This window comes from Paenibacillus sp. FSL H7-0756 (assembly GCF_038006765.1).
In the GTDB taxonomy this organism is placed as follows: Bacteria; Bacillota; Bacilli; order Paenibacillales; family Paenibacillaceae; genus Paenibacillus_AQ.
The window spans coordinates 490,179-510,569 of the sequence record NZ_JBBOVT010000001.1; the positions used below are offsets into that span (position 1 = coordinate 490,179).

At 56.2% G+C, this 20,391-nt stretch carries 12 protein-coding genes; 3 read left to right on the forward strand and 9 right to left on the reverse strand.

Going from position 1 to position 20,391, the window contains the following annotated elements:
• Positions 1-610: 610 nt before the first annotated feature.
• The 3 genes from hflX to NST04_RS02165 all read left to right on the forward strand — a co-directional run bounded on the left by hflX (position 611) and on the right by NST04_RS02165 (position 4,139).
• Positions 611-1,882, forward strand: coding sequence for a GTPase HflX (gene hflX, locus NST04_RS02155; RefSeq protein WP_341182987.1), 1,272 nt, complete (start codon positions 611-613; stop codon positions 1,880-1,882).
• A gap of 226 nt (positions 1,883-2,108) precedes the next feature.
• Positions 2,109-3,608 carry an alpha/beta hydrolase family protein gene (locus NST04_RS02160; RefSeq protein WP_341182988.1) on the forward strand — a complete coding sequence of 500 codons (1,500 nt, stop codon included), beginning with the start codon at positions 2,109-2,111 and terminating at the stop codon, positions 3,606-3,608.
• 60 nt (positions 3,609-3,668) lie between these two features.
• Positions 3,669-4,139: a hypothetical protein gene (locus tag NST04_RS02165; RefSeq protein WP_341182989.1), complete on the forward strand. Its 471-nt coding sequence runs from the start codon at positions 3,669-3,671 to the stop codon at positions 4,137-4,139.
• A gap of 13 nt (positions 4,140-4,152) precedes the next feature.
• On the opposite strand, the gene NST04_RS02170 is transcribed toward NST04_RS02165, so the two are convergent.
• The 9 genes from NST04_RS02170 to NST04_RS02210 all read right to left on the reverse strand — a co-directional run bounded on the left by NST04_RS02170 (position 4,153) and on the right by NST04_RS02210 (position 20,353).
• Entirely contained in the window at positions 4,153-6,144 is a 1,992-nt protein-coding gene (locus NST04_RS02170; RefSeq protein ID WP_341182990.1) for a hypothetical protein, read from the reverse strand.
• A 2-nt stretch (positions 6,145-6,146) separates the two neighbouring features.
• Positions 6,147-7,214, reverse strand: coding sequence for a glycoside hydrolase family 88/105 protein (locus NST04_RS02175; protein ID WP_341182991.1), 1,068 nt, complete (start codon positions 7,212-7,214; stop codon positions 6,147-6,149).
• On the reverse strand, positions 7,211-8,938 hold the full coding sequence (locus tag NST04_RS02180; protein WP_341182992.1) for a glycoside hydrolase family 3 protein: 1,728 nt from the start codon (positions 8,936-8,938) through the stop codon (positions 7,211-7,213). The genes NST04_RS02175 and NST04_RS02180 overlap by 4 nt, the downstream gene beginning before the upstream one ends.
• Positions 8,939-9,076: 138 nt before the next feature.
• Complete coding sequence (locus tag NST04_RS02185) at positions 9,077-12,544, reverse strand: carbohydrate-binding domain-containing protein (RefSeq protein ID WP_341182993.1); 3,468 nt, start codon at positions 12,542-12,544, stop codon at positions 9,077-9,079.
• A 131-nt stretch (positions 12,545-12,675) separates the two neighbouring features.
• On the reverse strand, positions 12,676-14,229 hold the full coding sequence (locus NST04_RS02190; RefSeq protein ID WP_341182994.1) for an ABC transporter substrate-binding protein: 1,554 nt from the start codon (positions 14,227-14,229) through the stop codon (positions 12,676-12,678).
• Positions 14,230-14,283: 54 nt separating this feature from the next.
• Positions 14,284-15,177, reverse strand: a complete 894-nt coding sequence (locus tag NST04_RS02195; RefSeq protein WP_341182995.1) for a carbohydrate ABC transporter permease — start codon at positions 15,175-15,177, stop codon at positions 14,284-14,286.
• 46 nt (positions 15,178-15,223) lie between these two features.
• Positions 15,224-16,213, reverse strand: coding sequence for an ABC transporter permease (locus NST04_RS02200; protein ID WP_341182996.1), 990 nt, complete (start codon positions 16,211-16,213; stop codon positions 15,224-15,226).
• A gap of 380 nt (positions 16,214-16,593) precedes the next feature.
• Positions 16,594-18,627: a collagen-like protein gene (locus NST04_RS02205; protein WP_341182997.1), complete on the reverse strand. Its 2,034-nt coding sequence runs from the start codon at positions 18,625-18,627 to the stop codon at positions 16,594-16,596.
• Between the two features lie 250 nt (positions 18,628-18,877).
• On the reverse strand, positions 18,878-20,353 hold the full coding sequence (locus NST04_RS02210) for an ABC transporter substrate-binding protein (protein WP_341182998.1): 1,476 nt from the start codon (positions 20,351-20,353) through the stop codon (positions 18,878-18,880).
• Between the last annotated feature and the right edge of the window lie 38 nt (positions 20,354-20,391).

The window sequence follows — 20,391 nt, forward strand, 5'->3', positions numbered from 1 at the left end:
CCATAGGATATGCAGATGAAAATGGAAGTTTCTGGTCGGTTGACAGACCATGGCACATGTCAAATCACACACACTCCCGCTTACTGGGGGTTGTTGCCAGATGACAAGGACTGTGCTAAAATCAATGTAACTTTTTTAGAACGGAGGGTTGCGTGTGATAGACTATATCCGGATTCGCACTTTGCGCGGCTAATTATTTTCCCATAGCGCGAAAGCTCTGCCTTGTGCAGAGGACTCAGGATAAGTCTGTCCATAACACGTAACCCATAGCATACACCTGTTAATCCGCAAACCGTACACTGATACCTGTAAATGATACACTGTGCCTGATAGCCTTGTATCCTTTATGCAAGAATGTCTTCTGTCTTGTATAGGCAGCCAGGATCTGTGTTTACCGGGAGGATTAGCTTTATATCTTTTTAAGTTGCCGGGGCCCTCGCCCCTGTTGCTTAAACCTTCATGGTGTCTATGGCAAGCATGGCCGTATAGCTGCTCCCGCGCAGCGGGCTATACCAGACTTTATTCTGTTGTTCCTCCACCTACTGTTAGCACAGGCAGACTGCCTGTGCTTTTTTGATGCCCAAATTACACTATGGAGGTTGATCTATATATGGAACCCGTACAACAGAAAGCCGTTATCGTCGGCGTACAGCTGCAGAACGACACGAACTTCGCTTATTCCATGGAGGAGCTGCGTAATCTGGCAGCCGCCTGCGAGATTGAGGTCGTGGCTGAGCTTAGCCAGAAATCCAGCCGGGTGAACCCGTCGCATTACATCGGGTCCGGCAAAATCCAGGAGCTGGCGCTGCTGATGGAGCAGCATGATGCACCGGTCGTTATTTTCAATGATGAGCTGTCTCCCTCCCAGATCCGCAATCTGGAGTCATCACTGGACCGCCAGGTCATTGACCGGACCATTCTGATTCTGAATATCTTCGCCTCGCGGGCGAAGACCAAGGAAGCCCAGCTTCAGGTAGAGGTCGCACAGCTGCAATATATGCTGCCCCGCCTGAGCGGTCTGCGTGAGTCTCTTGGCAGACAAGGCGGCGGGGCCGGTCTGAAGAATAGAGGGGCCGGGGAAACCAAGCTGGAGCTGGACCGCAGACGGATTGAAGAGCGGATCTCCGTATTGCAGTTAGAGCTGCAGACGCAGGTCGCAAGGCGCCAGATCCAGCGTAAGCAGCGGCATAAGAACGAGGTGCCTGTGGTCTGTCTGGTCGGCTACACCAACACCGGCAAGTCCAGCTTAATGAACACCCTGGTCGAGACCTATCATCCCGGTTCGGGCAAAGGCGTGCTCGCCAAGGATATGCTGTTCGCGACGCTTGAGACCTCAGTGCGCAGCATTGCGCTGCCCGATCACAAAACCTTCCTGCTAACCGACACCGTAGGCTTCGTCAGCCAGCTGCCCCATCATCTGGTGAAGGCGTTCCGCTCGACCCTGGAGGAGGTAACGGAAGCCGATCTGCTGATTCATGTCGTCGATATTGCTGATCCGCAGCATGAGCAGCATATGGCTGTTACGAATGAGACCTTGAAGGCGCTGGGCGCTGACGGAATCCCTACCCTGTACGCCTACAACAAGGCTGATCTCAGGGAGGAGCCTTACCCGCAGGTGGAGGAGAACTCTGTAACCCTGTCTGCTAAGAAAAACCGCGGGACCGCCGAGCTGGTCACTCTGATCCGCAGCCGCATCTTCACCGACTATGTTCAGTGTGAGATCCTGGTCCCGTTCGACCGGGGCAGCATTGTCTCCTATTTCAACGAACATGCCGATGTGCAGTCCGTCAGCTACGAGGAGCAGGGCACACGCCTGAAGCTGGAATGCCGGGCCGCCGATTACGAGCGGTTCAGAGATGATTTTGTAGAGCTGCCGCAATAAAATCGCTGGATGTCACAGGAGCTTGTCCCCGTATCGCGGGGCCAGCTCCTTGAAATATGTTCCTGATCGGGGACCTGAATACGATACAACCAAGCCGCTGGGCGTACCAGTGGCTTCTTTGTCGTTTATCGCAAAATACAGGGGATTGATATATTTTAGCGGGCAACGCCGTCTTTATGTAAGCAGATAAGAAACCAAATGAACATTAGTTAAAAGGAGATTGAACATGAGAGCATTCGAAATGTTGCTTTTTTTCGCGGATATTATTGTGCTTGTATTAACATTCTTACTGCATAAGGACCGCCGGATCATGCCCTTACTCACCGCAAGCGGGATCGCTACACTCCTTATGTTCATTCATTGGATGGCAGAAGGCTACCGGATTCAGCTATTGCTGCTGTACTGCGTAACGATGATGTCGTTGGCTGTTTCCGTGTATCGTTATGTTAAAAGGAACGCACTGCCCCGAATCCCACGCTTTCTACGGGGCTTAGCAAATACCGCTATAGGGATGATGCTCGTTGCAACGGCGGGGCTTATGTATATTTTCCCTGTATTCAAGCTGCCTGCACCGACAGGGGAATTTAAGGTGGGTACACAAGCTTTTCATTTTGCAGATACAGCCCGGAAAGAGACTTTCGACAGTACTGGAGGGCAGAGCAGGGAACTGATGGTTCAGGTGTGGTATCCGGCGGAAGCCAGTACCCGCGGTGCTTATGCTCCCTGGATCCCAAGTCCAGGCATTTTAAGCTACATGGCTGAGCAATACGGTCTTCCGGGGGTTACTTTTCAATATCTGAAGTTTGTGGCCAGTCACGCTTATCCGGGGGCAGAGATCGCTTCGGCAAGTAACCAGTATCCGTTAATTATTGTGAATCCGGGTAATGGCTCTTCCCGCTTCCTTCATACCACTCAGGCTGAAGAGCTTGCGAGTCATGGATATATTGTTGCTGCGATAGACCATACGTATAATACATTTGCTACTGAATTTCCGGATGGACGGATCGCGGCCAACACTACCGACAAGCTATTTTCGTCCAACAATGATTACCGGACCGAAAGCCAGACCCGCGACAAGTTAGGCGCAGTTTTCACTGAGGATGTGTCATTTGTATTAGATCAGTTCGAGCTTCTCCAATCCGGGCAGACCGCAAGCCGTTTCAAAGGGAAAATGGATCTGGCCCATGTAGGCATATTCGGCCATTCAATCGGCGGGGCTACCGCATATGATGCTTCGTATGATCCGCGCATTACCGCTGGAATAGATCTGGATGGAGGACTGTATCGGCTGCACGACCGGGGCCGCCTGCAAAAGCCGTTTATGTTCATGAATTCGGAAAGTAATTTCAAGTCGTTCCAGCGGGTGATAGAGAACAAGGTCTATACTGATGCAGAGCTTAAACAGATGGGCTCTACTAGAGAATGGGAGAATCAAACGGCGCAAGCCAAAAAATTAGAGCTTCAACGGATGCGCGAAGCGCTAGAAGCAGGAGGACAAGTGCTGTACATCGACAATACAGAGCATTTGAACTTTACGAATGCACAGTTTATTTCGCCGATCTTTCAATTACTCGGTGCCACCGGACAACTTGCGCCTGAAAGAGCGGAGGCCATTACGAATGCGTATATACTGGACTTTTTTGATAAATATTTGAAAAAGGAAGGCGGGATGTTGTTGAACCAGCCGGACCCCCGCTTTCCTGAGATGAAGTTCGCAGACCTATGACGAAGCGGCGACCGTACAGTCTGTAGAGATGCCGGAGCGGAAAGCAGCAATACCATCGCTTTGTCCGTTATCCGCTCCGCCTCTGCAAGGAATTACTGTTATTGCTCACATTTTCATCATGGACAGCCCGCCCTACGCATTGTGTTCGGTTTTTCGATTACATTTGTGTTGCGCGGCGCTCCCAGTCCAATTGTGGTCAGTTTTTCGATTACATTTGGGTTGCGTGGCGCTCCCAGTCTAATTGTGGTCGGTTTTTCGATTACATTTATGTTGCGTGGCGCTCCCGATCCAATTGTGGTCGGTTTTTCGATTACATTTGGGTTGCGTGGCGCTCCCAGTCTAATTGTGGTCGGTTTTTCGATTACATTTATGTTGCGTGGCGCTCCCAGTCTAATTGTGGTCGGTTTTTCGATTACATTTATGTTGCGTGGCGCTCCCGATCCAATTGTGGTCGGTTTTTCGATTACATTCAGCCCACGCGCCCAATCAGCGCCGAATGTGATCGGTTTTTTGAATACATTTGGCCTTTGATCGGTGATATCAGCTACTCTCCCGGAGCGGGCCGCAGATTAAGTACGAACCCGCCTTTCATGCTTTTTACGCTTTTTATGCTTTTTACGCTTTTTACGCTTTTTACGCTTTTTACGCTTTTCGCCCCACCACCACCCGTTGCCTTCCTTCCTACAGTTCCCTGCGCTCCCTCCTCTTCGTATTCTACGCCGCTGCTAACCCGCAGCCCGCCCTCATCCGTCAGCTCAAGAAGCGGGGCAGAGTTCAATTCCCCCTCCTCCCCAGCCGCCAGAGAGAACACCAGCGCGGCCTGCTGCATGGAGGTGAAGTCCATCATCCTGCGCGGACCGGCGTAGAGAATCATATCGATATTCATCCGGCCGTCTGCCCTATGAATCTCCCATGCCAAGCGGTTCCCTGCATCCGCCGGCCCGCTGAATGCTGCGAACCAAGTGGTCAGGCTAAACTCCGTGCCTCCGATGCTGATTACCGCACCTTCCTCAGTGAATCCGGCTGTAACTCCCTCCAGAGCGCCGCCAACCTCCAGGCGCAGCCGAAGGTCCGAGCACGCAATCACACCGCCGGTCCGGTCCAGATTCGGATGGGTATCCCCGCCATCCGTTATGAAATCGATCCCGAACAGCACATGGCCTGCCTCCTGCAGCGATTGGAAGCGTGCGGAGCAATAGTCATAGCCGTCATGCAGGCACCGGAGCCGGATATAGGCCGGTTGGCCGTAATGATCTGCATAGATCAGCAGCGGCCGTCTTTGGTTCCACAGGTCACTGTGGGTGAAGGAACCCATGCTCCACTGCGGAGTCATATAAGTGACCGCCCACTTGCCGTCATGCCCCTGATTCTGCACCTGCCCCTGCACCTGACTAGACTCCAGTTTCTGCACCTGACCCTGCACCTGCACCTGCTCCCGTTCCTGACCCTGCTCCCCCCTCCGTCCTTCCTCACGCTCCTGACCTTCCCCTCCCTCTTTTCCTTCTTCTCCCTCTTTTTCTCCCTCCCCCTCCAAGCGTTGCCTTACCTCCTTCGTCTCAGGAACCTTGAAGCTCTCCAGATAGGCAGGGGGACAACGGATGCCGCTCTTATACCATTCCTCTTCGTAGGGCAACTCCTCCCATGGGAAGAACATCGCGGCTCCTCCTGTTGCCAGTTGCAGAAACGCCTTGCTCTGGTCCTCCAGCAGCACCCCGTAGCAGCGGGAATGCGGCCCGGACCACTGGGCCGTGGCGGGATGATAATACCTGGCCACGGTCCTCCAGGTCAGCTCAAGCAGGTCCCTGGTCCAAGCCCTGACCCTGCTGTCCGAGGTCTCGGACTGAAGCTTCGACAGCTCCAGAATGGCAATGTAGGTGTAGACCGGGCTGTTGTACTCCTGAAAAGCCCCATGCTTCAGTGTATGAGCATATAGCCTTCTTAGCCGCTCCAGCCCATAGTCGGCATAATCCTTACGCCCCAGCTTCTCCCCGGCGATTCGGGTCACGAACGCACCAATAATTGCAATATTGGTATAATCCGGTCCGACATTCCGCCGGATAATGGCTTCGCAGGCACACTCTATGGACAAGACGGCCGCCTCCCGCAGATCGTCCGGGAAGCGGTGGCCGTGGCGTGAAAGGGCCTGCACCAGACGGCTGCCGCAGAAGTCCGCCCAATTCCAGTCCGGCGGAGCCATCTGGTCCAACGGCTCCTCATAGAACCAGGACCAGATGCCGAAGGTATCATGCGCCGGGTCCGTATCCTGCAAGGAGATTACCTGCCGGATAATATCGAAGGCCCGCTCTTCGTAACCGGTCAGCTCCGTGTCGAGCAGTCCCAGCGCATAGCTGAGCGAGTCTCTGGTGGAGTGGATGAACTCCGCCTGCTTCAGCGTCGTATGATAACCCGGGCTGCTGAACGGGGAGCGCAGCATGCAGATCGCCGGATCATAGCGGGATTCCAGTCCGGCCATCTTATGAATTAGGCGTTGCCGCTGATCCGGCCCTCCACCCGCAGCTTCTGCGTTACTCTTCACGGTCATCCCCCCAGCTCCAATGCCTCTGTCAGCAGCTGCATCACCAGCCCTTGCCCGTACAGTGCCGGATATCTCCCGATGGCGTTATAGGCAGCTATCGACGGCATGACCGGGGTGCCACCCGAAACCCCCTGCACCTCACCGTCTTCGCAGATAAGTGGAACAATCCCCGCAAGGGCCGCCTCCGCGTTCTCCAGATAATCCTCCTCCAGCAGTCCGCTCTTCACCGCCTTCAGGAAGCCGCAGGCAATCCCGGCGCTGGCCGAGGTCTCCTCGTAATAATCCGGCTGATCGAGCACCGTATGCCACAAGCCGCTGGCCCCCTGAGCCTGCCGCAGCGCAGAAGCAAGCCTGCGGTAGCGGCTGTACAGCTCCTGCGGAATAACAGTCAGGCTTGCGGTCCCGGCCACAATCTCCGGGACCGCAAGTGCCACCCAGGCATTGGCCCGGGCCCAGCGGGCTGCCGACATATGGCTGCCTGCCCGGCTGTTCCAGCCATGGAACAGCAGCCCCGTCGACGGGTCCTGGAGCAGCCGAAGGTGCAGCAGCGTCTGCTGCACAGCGGCGGCGGCAAGCTCCCGGTCTCCGGTTAGCCCGGCAAGCCGGGCCAGGAACAACACGGCCATATACACCGTATCGGCCCATACCTGTTCCGGGAATTCCACCGCCTCTGTCACCGTATGCTCCAGTGCCCCTTCCCGGGTCCGGGGGGCAGTCTCCCGTATCCATCCGGCAATCTCCTGAGCCGTGCTTAGATACCAAGGGTCCCCGGTCAGCCGGTACAATTCAGGAAACACGGCATAAGGAGCCAGCGAATTAATGACCCGAACCCCCTCGGCCTGCTGCTTATTCTGGCCCACCCAGTGCAGCAGGTATTCAATCACCTCACCCTTACCAGCAACTGTACCGTATTCCAGCAATGAGATTACACCCACACCGGGCACCCAGTCCCAATGATCTATATCCATGGCCCAATTGCCCTGGTGCCGTTCGGAGCGCATGTATTCCCAGATACGCTCCAGCCTCTGCTCTAATGCCTGCCTGTTCGCTAACTCCCGCTTGATCGTCAAAACGTCTGAAGCCTCCCTGAACCGTAATCGCCCTCTTGGATCTCTGCCTTTACCGGAGAGCTTCCCTGGAACGGAATCTCTCCGAACAGCGCTTTAACCGTCAGCTCTACCGTATCTTCATGCAGAGAGTACGCATTCACCAGAGTATCTAAAAAAGGAATATCCTGCAGCAGATACGGCGTAGCGAACGAAATACCGATGGGCCGGACTGTCTCCGCATGCTGCATGGCCCAGATGGCTTTGGCTGCTTCGCCCACCGGACGGGCAGTGTTCATCATTCCGTGCAGCGGAAGGAAGTAAGGGGCGAAGGCAGCATCCCAGCGTACCCCGGACAGCTCCCATTGCCGCAGCGTCGTCAGCGGCTCGAATTCATCCAGAATATCGACCGCAAGCCCCCTGCCCTTAAGCTGCTCTACGAACAGATTCATCCGCTCATATCTGCGTCCCTCCGTCACCTTATTCAGCATGATGACCAGCACCCGCCGGACCTTCTGCGGATTCAGCGGCAGCTGGCCGGTGCGGTTGCGCACCAGGGTAATGCAGCGCCCGGCCAGCTCGCGGCTGAACTGTCTGACCTGCCGGTCCAGACTGGGCAGCAGCTTGTCGTCCTGCAGCGGCAACGCCCTAGCGTCCTCTCCCCCGGCGCGGGCAGCATGCATGCCAAGCCGTGCCTTCAGCTCCAGAATCCGCCGGACACTTGCCTTCAGCCGTTCCCGGCTGACGCGCCCGTCCTCCACCGCCTGCTCCATCACCGCGAAATACCGCACGCCCGGCCAGAGCAGCACATCCGTACCGCAATTGAAACAGTCTATGATACGCTGCGTGTAGTCTCCCCAGGATAAGAACCCGCCCATATCGAGCGCATCTGACAACACCACTCCGTCGAAACCCAGCCGCTCCCGCAGCAATCCTGTGGTAATCCGTTCCGAGACGGTTGCCGGAACCGGCTTTGATCCGGCGCCTGCCCCGTCTTCCATCCAGGGAAGGGCGATATGTCCGGTCATATAGGACATCACACCCTGATCGATCATCCGCTGAGCCACCTGCCCGTAAGTGGCGAACCACTCCTCTTCCGATAAGCTGTTCACCGTAGTAATGATATGCTGATCCCTGTAATCGACCCCGTCACCGGGAAAATGCTTAGCGCATGCCGCAAGGCCATGCTCCTGCATGCCACGCATCACAGCGGCAGCCAGGCGTGCCGCCCGTCCGGCCTCATCGCCGAGACAACGGGTCGTAATCACGGGATTCATCCAGTTCAGCAGCAGATCGGTACCCGGGGCCAGCGCCCAGGTGAACCCGGCCGCCCGGCCTTCCAGCGCGGTATATTTGCCGTATTCATAAGCCAGGGCTTCATCATCGGCGGCGGCAAGCGCGAGGAGCGGCGGGAAGGCCGTGAGACTCCTCACGGCCGAGCCTGCCCCGAATTCCAGATCACCGGAGAACAGCAGCGGGAACCTGCTGATGCCCTGCAGCATTCCCGCCCAGTCCCGGTAATCCTCCGCTTTGCCCGCAGCCTTCTGAATGACCTCCCCGCCGATGAAGAAGCTGCCCACCGGATACTGCTCCAGATACCTGCGGAGACTTGCCTCATCATCTCCCTTGAACGGCAGTCTGCCCGCGTGGTCCTGCATCGTCTGCCCGATCAGCTCACGGAGGCTCATCGCTTCAAGCGTACCCTCTACCCACTCCTGTTCTTCCTTGCTTAACGGCTTCTGCATCATTTAAGGCTCCTCCCGGCAGGTTCTATTCTGAGTCCAGTGTACCGGATCGCGAAGCTGCTCTACATACAGCCAGCTATAATATAAGTTCAATATTCTACAAACTGTCTGCGCGGATATTCTCGGCAGCTGGTTATCCGGTCAGGGCAGGCTAATCTCCAGCGCCCGTGCCCGCTTGTTATTCTCCTTATTCATCTCCGCATACCGCCAGATATCATTCACAAAAAAGCTGACAGTAAACTCACCGATGGTCGGCACCGTCCACCGGGGCGTTCCCTGTGCACTGGCGTTAGCCGTCAGTGTAATCTCCTCGCCCGGCTGAATCACACTGGTATTCGTGTCCGTCCACGAGACCACCCCGCCGTTGACAGAGAAGGCGCCGCCGGTAATCTGTCCGAGTCCGGTCGAAGCATTCAGCGGCGTGGGGCGGACGCCGATGTTCTTCACTTTGGCCCAGAAGATCAGGGAGTCGCCCAGCTGCGGTGTGCTGTGCGCGGAAGGGCTGCCGTCGCTGTTCACAATATGCCAGCCGATATCCGTCACGGTCAGATCCGGTCCCGGTACAGGCAGTGCAGACTCATAGCTCTCATACTCCAGCCCGCTGACCATTACCTTTCCGCCGTTGCCTGCAATCTCTATCCGGTGCAGCCCATATTCCAGACCCGTCAGCTCGTAGACAATTTTATGATCGCCCTCCAGCCCTGCCTGCGGAATGACTACAGTCTCCTTATACTCGCCATCGACGTAGACATCCGCACTGCCCATGTCGCTCTTGATATCTGATCTCCAGCGGACACCGATGCCATTGAAGCTGAAGGCGGCTGTGGCATCCTCTTCATAGGTCACATGGGAGACGCCATTGGGTGCAGTCGTGAATCCGGCATAGTCAATGTAAGGATGATCATGTGCGGCCGGATACCAGTGGGAGAGGGGAACATACAGCCCTTCCTCCAGCTTGAAGTAGTCGAGATTTGCCCCTTTCCCGGCCGAGGTGAAGCTGATCGTGTTATAGCCCGGCTGGAGGGTAATCCCATATTGCCGTGCCGTCAGATTCGCGGTCCAGCTTCCTGTAGAAGGCAGGGTTACTGTGGACTGCTTCACGCCGTTCACGAGGATGTTTTTCTTAGACTCCTCGTTGGAAGCGTATACAATTGTCAGAGTATAGCTGCCTCCGTTCACGGAATGGAAGCCTTGGATCGTTAAGCCTCCGCTATGCGTCTGCTCCACGACCTTACCGCCCGAGGCACTGCTGTTATTACCGGTTCTCAGCGGCAGGGCAAAGGCGGTAGCTTCGGCCTCGAACTTGGCCGGATCGCCTGCGGCATGCGGTGTAATGGGCATGACCGGTGTAGTCGCTGATACGGCTGCGCTAAGAGGCGATACATTGCCGGAGTCATCTACGGCCTGCACTGCGTAGCTGTAAGTGGTCTGGGGCGCTACGGTATAGTCACTCCAGAAGGTCAGCCTACCTGGAATATTGATCACCGGAGCCGCTCCGCCGTCACGGTAGACGTTATAGCTGACGACAGCATCGTTATCTGTCGAAGCCGCCCAGCTCAGCCGGATCTGCTCATGGCTTACGGCTGTTGCCGCAGGATTGCCCGGAGCAGCAGGCAGCGTGTTCTCCTGCTCATCCAGGATATACTGGACCGTCTCTCCCGCGTCCAGTGTCACTGTAAGGGTAACGTAGGGATCTGCCGTAAGCTCCACCCGGGAGTAGGCGGCGGCGTACGTCTCCCCTGGTCCGAACCGCTCCCCTGTATATACTCCGCTGGACGGCAGGGCCACCCGGACCTGCATCGTTACCGGCGTCTTCTCAAAGTTCACGAAGTTCAGCAGAATTTTATCCGAAGCGGCCCCGATGGCTGAAGTGCCCAGCGCCGAGGTATCCACTGCGCGGAAATACGCCTTCACTCCGGTCAGTTCAGCCGCATTCAGCACCTCGTAGCCCAGTGGGCTTCCATGTGTAGCGTAAGCAGCAGCCAGTCTGCGGAACGTCTTCAGCCGGGTCTCCCCGGATTCATTGATATTGGCCGGTACCACTGCTGTATCCTCATAGCGGTGTGTGTTCCAGTTGATCGCGGAATCGAACAGGCCAAACTCCGTCCCGTCATTGAAGAAGGCAGCGTGCTGCATAATATGGTCGGCATAACCGATATTCCCCCGCAGTTCCCGGTCAAAAGCAGAAGCGAACCGGTAAGCATACGTCCCGTATTTCGTATTGTCGGAATGATTGTCGTTACTGCCGGTCTCGCTCATGGCCATCTCTTTGCCGAAGCCTTCCTCTGAATCACTGTACACCCGCAGATTCTCATACAGGCTTCCGCCCGGCAACGGCTGGACGCCGGTCCCGCCATAGCTGTGTCCGTTGGTCACATCCGACAGCGCTTCAATCGGCGCACGCTGGGCAGCATCCCGTTCCCAGCCGTCAGGGCTTCCATTATACGGCCAGTATGCCCAGCCCGGGGCGACAATTTTCAGGTACGGCTGGCTGTTCGTCTGCCTCTCCTCGTCCATCATTTCATGAAGCGCCAGCACCGCCTTCTGCGCCCAGCCGAACAGTCCCGGCTCGTTGCCTGTCTCGGCATACTGATACAGATCGCCGAATTTGTTGACAAAGCCGCTGTAATAGCTCCTCAGCGCAGAGCTAATCGTCCCTGCCGCCAGCTCGCTGTTAGTCTTCCAGTTGCCGCCGATGATATTAACCATGGGCGCAAGGTTGAGGTCTCTCAGCGTCTCCAGGTACTTGCGGCCCTGCGGGTCCCAGCCTGCACTGGTATCGGACCAGAAGGAGGTGCGCATCCAGTTGCCGCTGTAGGCAATGCCCAGCCACTTGGCCATCGGGGCCAGATGGCGGATCGCATGCTCGTCATACCGGAAGGTCGAGGCGGCAATCGTGCTTCCCAGGTGGACATACCGTCCGTGAATAGGCTCAGCGGCCGGCTCAGTTAATGCATCCAGCCTGAGATAATCCCATTCAAACCACAGATACTTGTCACCGTCATATCCGGGTGACAGCGGATCAGCGTATAGCCCGCGATCCACAGTCAGCTTCAGCTCATTGCTGCCGGTCTTCAGCTGTTCTGAGGGAATGTAGAGTCTATAGGTTTCTTTCCATGTGTTCGTAAGGGGGGTCTCTCCGTCATTCAGCCCGGTAATCTGAATCAGCCCGCTGAAGCTGCCATTGGTGAATACGGCCAGCTGCGGAATAGCTGTGCTTGCATCCAGTACCTTGAAGCTGAACTCTACACCATAGGGGGGGACGTCCGTAAGATTGAAGCTTAGCTCCATCGCCGCATTGCGGTCCAGCTTCATGCCGCGGGAGATCGTATTCCAGTTCAGGGGATTGACGGGGAGAGTAATATTCTCACTGTACACATCCTGGTACACTGTAAATTCTGCCGAGCTGTTATCCTGCTCGCCCACCTGCCAGAGCAGCGGGGACGGCTGGTAGGTATCCTCTGTGACTGTAGTGTTATTTGCATGTTCTTCTACAACCACCTGTGCAGGCGGCATTTCGGCGGAGCTGATCGGTGCTCCGGGCAATGATGCGGACATCCATACCAGAGCTGCAATGAGCAATTTGCCTGTGATTCTCTGAATTCGCATAGTAACACCCTCTCTTGATCAGATAGGGGCTCCCCAAAGGCTGGATTTGCGAAAGAGAATACCCGGTACCTGCCGCAGGCGGCCGCGTGACTGCTGCTGCCGGATACCGGGCGTGCTATGGCCTCTACTGCTTACTTGGCGGCCAGAAAAGCGTCGAGCTGACTTTGAATTTCCGTAATCACAGCGTCCAGACCTGCGGCCTTCAGCTTGCTGTTCATCTCCTTCAGGACCGGCTCAGGGTCCTTTTCCCCGGAGAACAGGGTGTTCTTATACTGCTTCGTGATGTTGATCAGCGCACCGATCTGTGACTGCACCTTGGTCGAATCGAACACAAACCCGATGACCGGTGAAATATTCGAATTCTTATTCCAGTCCGTATAGAGCTGCACGCGCTTCGGATCTTCATCCTTATTCAGGTAGTTCAGCAGCACATTGCCGATCATCCAGGAGGATACGGAGTTATAGCCGCTGTCTGCAATGAACTCCACGGTGTTGTTCTCCAGCTTCTTGTAGTGCTTACCTTCAATACCGAAGGTCAGCAGGTTGTAGAGCACCGGATCGGTGTGAAGCAGGTTCATGAACATCATGGCCCGCTCGGGGTTCTTCGAGGTTCTGGAGATGGCGAGCATCGAGCCCTGCAGACTCTTGGTGCTGACCTGAACAGGCAGCAGCGTCTTGATGATCATCGGCTTCTCGGCGAGCCGGGTCCAGTCATTGGTGGACGTCGGATTCATATTGCCGTAGACGAACCAGGCTTTGCCGCTTTTGACCGCATCCTTCAGCTCGGTCTTGTCAGTGGCTCCGTTCTTGTTAATATAGCCCGCTTCATACCAGCTGCGGATCAGCTTCAGCCGCTCCGTCATTGCCGGCGTGTCGTATTCGTTGAACACCTTCATGGTCTTGTAATCAAGCAGGGTCGGGATATCATTGCTGCCGTCTAAGTCCTCGCTGTCAGGATACGCGGTGAACCAGTGCAGACTGTCGGTATGGTTCATGAACAGCGGAGAGAGGGCCGGCTCCTTCTCCTTAATCGTCTTCAGCATAGGTTCAATATCCTCCAGCTTCTGCAGGCTGTTCACATCGAAGCCGTATTTATCCACAATCGCCTTGTCAAAAGCAAACCCGACCGACTGCCCCAGCTCCTTCTCCGTTGGAACCGCATACAAATGTCCGTTGACGGTAGCTGCCTGCAGGTAAGCGGGATTGATCTGCGCCTTCGTCTCCTTGGCATAGGTGTCCAGCAGCTCCTCCAGCGGCAGATACGCCCCCTTCGCGGCATTGGTCATGAAGTTCCAGGTATAGACCATATCGAACACCTCGCCGGACTGGATCATCAGGTTAACCTTGTCGGCCGGCTTATCCCAGCTTAGCTGGTTGATCTTGAGGGTGGCGTTGATTTTATCCTTCAAGTAGGCGTTGATCTCCTGCTCTACGGATGCCACATCCGTATCCGGCCCGCCGGGCAGATACAGGGACAGCTCCACCGGTGCAAGCGTACCCGGCGCCTCCGTTCCGCCCGCTTCCGTTCCTGTGGCTTCCTTCGTTGCCGCCGGAGCTGTGGTGCTTTCTCCCGCTTTCTCTGTAGGCGCAGCTGTATTGCCATTGTTCCCCGCACATCCGGCCAGGGTGAATCCGGCTATCAGTACAAGCGATAACAGCAGACCTGTGACTTTTTTACCTGCCATACTTTTTTCCTCCCCTTGATGGAACGAATATATGCTAATCGGTAGGTTCCGAGGTTAGCCTTTGATCGAGCCGAGCGTCAGTCCTTTGATGAAATACCGCTGGAAAAACGGATAGGCCAGCACAATCGGCCCAATGCCGATCAGCGCCATCGCCATGCGGATCGTCTCGCCCGGCAATTTGGCCAGCTCGGTGGCCGAGCCTTGAATGAGTGCCCCGTTGCGGCTCAGGTAATCGGCCTGGGAGATCATTTTGTACATCAGATATTGGAGGGAATAGAGGTCTGTATCGGTGATGAAGATCATGCTGTTGAACCAGTCGTTCCAGTAATGCAGCGTATTGAACAGCCCAATCGTAGCGAAGACCGGCAGGGACAGCGGAAATACAATCTTGAAGAATGTCCGCAGCTCCCCCGCCCCGTCAATCGTAGAGGCTTCAATCAGCGCGGGCGGCACGCTCATCTGGAAGTACGTCTTCATAATCAGCACATTGAACGGGGATAGCAGCATCGGCACGACCAGCGCCCAGATCGAATTCTTGAGGTCCAGCACCTGGGTGTAGACCATATACCAAGGCACCAGCCCGCCGCCGAACAGCATGGTGAAAAAGATCAGGAAAGCGAACACCCCCCGGTACCGGAAATCCGCCCGCGAGATCGGATACGCATACAGGGAAGAGAGGAACACACTGGCCAGCGTTCCGGTGATCGTGACGAAGAAGGAGATGCCGTAGGCCCGCAGCACCACACTGTAATCCTTGAATATATAGGCGTAAGCCTCCAGGCTAAGCTTCTCCGGAATGAACTGATAGCCATTGCGGACGATATAATCGTAATCGGTAATAGAGATCATGAAGACCAGTACAATCGGCAGCAGACAGGCCAGGGACAGGATAATAAAAATAATATGGAGGAGAACGTTAGTGAAGCGGGATATTTCGTTATTAGCCACGGATTTCCACTCCTTCTACAGGGTACGTGCGCCGCCAGACTTTTATCTAGAACACCGCCTGATCCTTATCGACCTTGCGCACGATCCAGTTCGAGCCGAGGACCAGGAAGAAGCCGACCACCGATTGGTATAATCCGGCCGCTGCGGACATCCCGAGGTTGCCCATGTTAATCAGCGCGTTATAGACGTAGGTGTCGATGACCAGCGTAGTCGGGTACAGCGCCCCGGAGTTCAGTGTGGTCTGGTAGAACAGCCCGAAGTCGGAGCGGAAGATGCCCCCGATCGCCAGAATCGTTGTAATAATAATGACCGGCCGGATGAGCGGAATGGTGATGTGCAGAATCTGCTTCCACTTGCTGGCACCGTCGATCAGGGCCGCTTCATAGTACTCGTTGTCAATGCCGATGATGGCCGCCAGGTAGATGACACAGCCATAGCCCACCCCTTTCCAGAGATTGATCAGCGGCAGAATGAACGGCCAGTACTTCGGCTCCGAATACCAGTTCAGCTCATCCAGCCCGAACAGGGCGAAGACCCCTTTATTGATGAAACCGTATTCAACATTCAGAAAAGCGAACACCAGATAACTCACCACCACCATCGACAGAAAGTAGGGGAAGAACATGATGCTCTGATAGAATTTGGCGGCCAGCTTGTTCCTCAGCTCATTCAGGGCCACCGCAATGGATACGGCAAAAACCAGATTGAGCACAATGAACACGAAGTTGTAGAGGACCGTATTGCGCGTGATAATCCAGGCATCCGAGGTGGCGAACAGGAATTTGAAGTTATCCAGCCCCACCCACGGACTGCCTAGAATCCCATCCACATAATTGATATTTTTGAACGCGATTACAATTCCGAACATCGGCAGATAATTGTTGATCAGCAAAAATACTACACCCGGCAGCAGCATCAGCAGCAGCACCTTATGCTTCAGCAGATGCTTGAGCCCGTGTCTCTTCTGTGTGTTCCGGCCTGCCGGCAAGCTGTTGCTGCCTGTACCCGCCACACTTCTCTTCTTCTCTGTAATCATTCCTTCCGCCTCCTGATTCCTTCAGCGATCCCTCTCTTCCCTGACTTAAGTGTACCTGCAGGCGGCCCCATCCTAAATAAGGCCATCTATAATAAAAGTTCAAAATCCTACGGAGTTTGGAAGGGCCTCGCTTCCAGCCAAGCCGAAACGGCGGTCACACGGGAGGGGAGAGAGCGCTGCTCTCGTCCTAATTCTGGCGCAAGGTGGACGGCGCGCCCCCTCCTCGCTCTGGCATGAGGTACATTAGTGGCGAAAATCCAATTATTTTCCGTACCGGAAGCTTTGCAGAGGCATCGATAAAATACAAAAAGGCGCTCCACGATGACCGCTGTGGAACGCTCTTTTAACTGAAGCTTATGCGCTGGATCTGCCTGCCGGGATTAGGTCAGTCTGTGAACAGACCACACAATGCCCGAGGAGACACCTCCAAGATCTAACGGCACGGTTAATCCATCTGCTGCATAAAAGAGGCCGATGACATCACCTGCTGTTAAGTCGAACTCACCCGTCAAGGTTACCGTGCCGTTGCCCAGTATAGTTCGGAGGGACAACACCAGTGCAATATTTACATTCAGCAGCGGGAACAATCCGGTTACCAGATCCGTTACTGTCGGGGATGTTCTCCGCACTACAAAAGCCGGATCAATTCCCGTTCCCAATGCAACCGAGATGGCAGCCGTAGTGCTGTAGTTAATGGTTGCCTCAAACGAATATCTGCCGGATACCGGTATCGTGTAATTGCCCGTAGTCTCATTAAATGTTGCACTATCATAGTAAGGCGTAGTCACAGTCCAGCCGGTAAGCTGAGTACTGGTCGTGACTGAGAACGTCGGCAGGAAGGCGGAAAACCCTTCTGACGCAAAGTTCGGGCCGGTCGCTCCGGTCACGCCTGCCACCGCTACTCCTGTTGGACCAGTTACCCCCGTCGCTCCCGTTTCACCTGTTGCCCCTGTTGCTCCAGTCGCACCAGTCGCACCAGTCGCACCAGTCGCACCAGTCGCACCAGTCGCACCGGTCACTCCCGTTGCTCCGGTCGCTCCTGTCACTCCCACGCCTGTTGCACCTGTCGATCCGGTCACTCCCGCGCCCGTTGCTCCGGTCGCTCCAGTCGCACCAGTCACTCCCACGCCTGTTGCTCCAGTCGCCCCGGTCACTCCTGCGCCCGTCGCACCTGTCGGACCCGTCACGCCGGTCGCCCCGGTCGCTCCGGTCACTCCTACGCCCGTTGCTCCAGTCGCTCCAGTCACTCCCACTCCCGTTGCCCCGGTCACTCCTGCGCCCGTCGCACCTGTCGCTCCGGTCACTCCTACGCCCGTTGCTCCAGTCGCTCCAGTCACTCCCACTCCCGTTGCTCCGGTCGCTCCGGTCACTCCCGCGCCCGTTGCTCCGGTCGGACCTGTCACGCCGGTCGCACCGGTCACCCCCGCACCTGTCGCACCTGTCGGACCTGTCACGCCGGTCGCCCCGGTCACTCCTGCGCCCGTCGCACCTGTCGGACCTGTCACACCGGTCGCCCCGGTCACTCCTGCACCTGTCGCACCTGTCGCTCCAGTCACCCCAGCTCCCGTCGCCCCAGTCACTCCTACGCCCGTTGCTCCGGTCGGACCTGTCACGCCGGTCGCACCGGTCACTCCTGCGCCCGTCGCACCTGTCGGACCCGTCACGCCGGTCGCACCGGTCACCCCCGCACCTGTCGCACCTGTCACGCCGGTCGCACCGGTCACTCCTGCGCCCGTCGCACCTGTCGGACCCGTCACGCCGGTCGCACCTGTCGCACCTGTCGCTCCAGTCACCCCAGCTCCCGTCGCCCCAGTCACTCCTACGCCCGTCGCACCTGTCGGACCTGTCACGCCGGTCGCTCCAGTCACCCCAGCTCCCGTCGCCCCAGTCACTCCTACGCCCGTCGCACCTGTCGGACCTGTCACGCCGGTCACGCCGGTCGCTCCAGTCACCCCGGCTCCCGTCGCCCCGGTCACTCCTGCTCCAGTGGCTCCGGTCGGACCTGTCACCCCGGTCACGCCGGTCGCTCCAGTAGCCCCAGTCGCCCCCGTTCCGCTGGTATCGCCCAATAATTCAGCCGAGACCAGCCGGTGGGCGGTGACGAGCTGGCCGGTGCTGCTTTTCCCCCATACAGAAATCTGAACCGGATCATCTACAATAGCCGGAGTGTCAAACACAAATTCAAAAGCGTCCAGATCCGCATAGTAAGTATTAGTAATAGATCCATTGGCAGCTACATTAAGTGATTGACTGACATACAGTACCCGCATGCCTCCCTGCATGTAATAGCCTTGTAAAGATACTGTAGAAGCTGCAACACTACTGCGGTTATCAATTCTGACCGTAACCTGTGTAGTGGGTCTTACTCCTCCAACCGCATTGTTTTCCAGTGGTCCTGTGGATAGTAGAGTCATTTCCCAGTCTCCTTTAACGATAGATTTGTATTGTTCTGATAGATTGTCCTTTCCTCGCTTAATCTATCTTTTGACTACATAGAAGCTAGCAGCAGAAAGATGGATCAATATAGTAATATTCTGCGATTCCGGCACGGTGTGTGCAGTAGAGCTAGATTCCGGCAGGCATCCCATATAAATAGGAGACAACACAAAAGGGCCCTCCCGCGAGCCGCACTGGCCGGGAAAGGTCCCTGAATATAAGCCTATTCTATTCGCGTCCGCTGCTTGAACGGCTCTGCTGGCTCTCCCCCAATAACGGGGAACGGGGATCGAACTGCGGATAGATATACTCCTCACGCCGAAAAGAATATCCGGTAGCTGCAATATCCAGCATCTGATTCAGCCGCTCACTCTCGCTGCCCAGTGCCTGATCCAGCGGAATGTCCCCCGCGATGATCCGCAGGTACAGCTGCATTCTTGGACGGTCACCTGAATAACGCGGTTCCATCGACACCGTATTCGGGTCATATTGGTCCATGATCTGGGGGGAGAGCGGGTAGATCGATTCTGCTGCGGTGGGATAGAATTCCCTGAAGTGGCGCAGCCCGCGTGAAGCGCCCGGCTGATCCATAATCCCGTCTGTCACCGGGAGGGCGAGCGCCTGCTGGTACAGCATGCCCAGGAACTCCTTCGATTGAAGAAAACGCCAGACCTTCACCGCAGCCTCCCGGCTCTGCGCTGCACTATTCACTACCAGCGGAGCGTGGGGGACCATCATCAGGGCCCCGGCCCCGCGCCGTGACAGGTCCGCTGCCGGAGGGAGCGCTACTCCCCAATCATCCTTAGGCATATACTCCTGTAGCTTGACATAATCTTTGCTGGTAACATACATCATGCCGATATTGCCGTCTGCGAATTGCCGGAGCGCGCTGCTCAGCTTCAGCAGAGTCTCTCCCGGATAGAGGCTGCCCTGCTGCTTCATCTCCCGCACCATCTGCAGCCAGGGAGCATACACACTCAGGTCATAACGGCCCGACCGGTAATCATAAAGATAATAACCGCTGTAGGTATTCGATAGCTCCAGCCCAGCCTGGAGGCTGGCCCGGCTATCCCCGGCGGGCAACGCGAAGCCGTATTTGTTCACCGGTGCTCCGGCCCGGCTGATCTGCAGGGCGGCCTGCTCCAGTGCGGCGAAGGTAAGGGGAGGCTGCTCCGGGTCTAGTCCGGCGGTCCGGAACAATTGCTTATTGTAGATGAGGCGCACGGTATCAATTCTGGAGGGCATGAAGTAGATTCCGCCCTTGAACAACGAGCCTGACGCGTACTTTCTGGCCCATACGGGGAACCGGAGCAGCCATCCGGCATCCAGCTCCGCAGACAGATTAGCGAGATACCCCTTGTTTACATATGTGGCCAGCCAGGCGTTATCTAGATTGAACACATCCGGCCCCTGCCCGGAGGTCATCAGCATATTCAAGGTATCGTCGTAGGCGTCTGTTGCAAGGTTCATGGGCACAATCTCAATCTGATCGGAATTTGTTTTATTGTAATGGCTGATGGCATTCTTCACTTCCAGATTCTCCGTCCAGTCAGACAGGGCGACCCTCACCCTGGTGGTCTGCTCCGCTGGTACGGCATCCTCGTCCGGGGTGAGGTCCGGCAGCAGCGGGCGGTTATAACCAAGAGTGTAAATAGCCAGCCCGCAGCCTAAGACGGCAATAAAATAGAACAGTAACCTTTTCACACCGCACCTCCTGCGTTGACATCCTGACTTCACGCGTT

What these genes read in the sequence shown, in the direction of transcription:
- NST04_RS02160 (WP_341182988.1), top strand. Translation starts at nt 2,109, where the DNA reads ATGAGAGCATTCGAAATGTTGCTTTTTTTCGCGGATATTATTGTGCTT.
- NST04_RS02200 (WP_341182996.1), bottom strand. Translation starts at nt 16,213, where the DNA reads ATGATTACAGAGAAGAAGAGAAGTGTGGCGGGTACAGGCAGCAACAGC.
- NST04_RS02180 (WP_341182992.1), bottom strand. Translation starts at nt 8,938, where the DNA reads ATGATGCAGAAGCCGTTAAGCAAGGAAGAACAGGAGTGGGTAGAGGGT.
- hflX (WP_341182987.1), top strand. Translation starts at nt 611, where the DNA reads ATGGAACCCGTACAACAGAAAGCCGTTATCGTCGGCGTACAGCTGCAG.
- NST04_RS02185 (WP_341182993.1), bottom strand. Translation starts at nt 12,544, where the DNA reads ATGCGAATTCAGAGAATCACAGGCAAATTGCTCATTGCAGCTCTGGTA.
- NST04_RS02190 (WP_341182994.1), bottom strand. Translation starts at nt 14,229, where the DNA reads ATGGCAGGTAAAAAAGTCACAGGTCTGCTGTTATCGCTTGTACTGATA.
- NST04_RS02205 (WP_341182997.1), bottom strand. Translation starts at nt 18,627, where the DNA reads ATGACTCTACTATCCACAGGACCACTGGAAAACAATGCGGTTGGAGGA.